At 55.5% G+C, this 1,325-nt stretch carries 2 protein-coding genes; one reads left to right on the forward strand and one right to left on the reverse strand.

Going from position 1 to position 1,325, the window contains the following annotated elements; genetic code table 11:
- On the reverse strand, positions 1–692 hold a 692-nt coding region (locus tag ADADOO_RS01300), incomplete at its 3' end, for a hypothetical protein (protein WP_511274359.1).
- A 163-nt stretch (positions 693–855) separates the two neighbouring features.
- Between ADADOO_RS01300 and ADADOO_RS01305 the strand changes: the two genes are divergently transcribed.
- Positions 856–1,325: hypothetical protein (locus ADADOO_RS01305; RefSeq protein ID WP_511274360.1), on the forward strand; the 470-nt coding region annotated here is incomplete at its 3' end.

Consider the following 1,325-nt stretch of genomic DNA (forward strand, 5'->3'; position numbering starts at 1 on the left):
CACAACTGATCGTCCGGCAAGTGATCGGCTCCGAAGAGCACGATTCGGCAGCCAATCAGCGAGAGCGGGAGCCGGTAGCGGTCGGCAATTGCCGACACGTGAGCCAGTTCGGCTTCGAAGCATTCAGGCGATGGCAGGCCAGTTAGCGGGTCACGTAGATTCATGGTCGTTTCGGAGCCGAGTGGGGCGGACCGGGCGGCGTAGCGGACGATCTGTGCAATAACCAGCGAAAGAATGAGGTGCTCATCCAGGCGTTCGTGATCGCTGGCCAGCTGCCAGGTCAGCACGACAAAAAAGCCGCCGAGTAACAACCATAGCCGGAGCGGGAAATTTTGATAGCGCCAGGCCCACCAGGCGCTGACAAGGGGCGCCCAGAACAATAACGTGGATGCCAGTTCCGAGGTCGCCTGGCTCGCACCAAAGCGAATTCCGAGGCTGGCGATGAGCAGCACGTAGATAGCGATATCGACGGCCAGACCGGTGTTGCGTTCAGCCACCGTCCAGCCCGCTTGGTGGGCGATCCAAATCAGCAGGAGGGGGAGGCTGACGACCAGATAAATCAGACTGGTGCCGCTTGGCCAGAGTCTCTGAAATTCAACGCAGGCAATGGCGAAGAGACAAAGCAGGCCACCCATCGAACCAGTGGAGTTGATGCGATTGGTTGTTGCTTGTGCTGTTGGATTTTCAGTCATTTCAGTTTTTTCCTGGACAGCGTGCACCTTGCTGTGTGAGTTTTTTGGTATTCTCCGTTGCGTGTGAAATTTTACCCCGTGATGCAACGGCCTGGTAGTCTGTTGATGTTTCAGGGCTCATGGCAGGGTACGGCTCAAGGCCGGAAATCAGATTTTGGAATTCATGAATACAAACGTGCTTGGCCCAATGACGGTGATTTCACTGGAAGGAAAGGCAAAGTCCTCCAGCGAAAAGGTATTTCGGGGTGTCTGGCGAGTGTTGATTGCACTGCTCGTCGGTTTGCTTATTTTTCTCGGCTGGTTGGTCAGGTCTGGAGAGATATACAAATCCGACTCCGATTTTGCCTACAACATCGGGTTGGCTGGCGGCCTGCTCATGCTCAGCCTTCTTCTCTATCCACTACGTAAGCGGATTACCGCGCTTGAGCGTCTGGGAAGGATGGAGTCGTGGTTCAAGTTTCACATGGTGGCGGGGATTACCGGTCCGCTGCTGGTGCTTTTTCACTCAACCTTCAAAACGGGTTCGCTCAACGGCGCCATGGCGCTCTACGCAATGCTGCTGGTTGCCTTCAGCGGTGTCGTTGGGCGCTTTATCTACCGGCATATCCATCGCGGCCTCTATGGAAATCAGCT

The organism is Azonexus sp. (genome assembly GCF_036170495.1).
GTDB lineage: Bacteria > Pseudomonadota > Gammaproteobacteria > Burkholderiales > Rhodocyclaceae > Azonexus.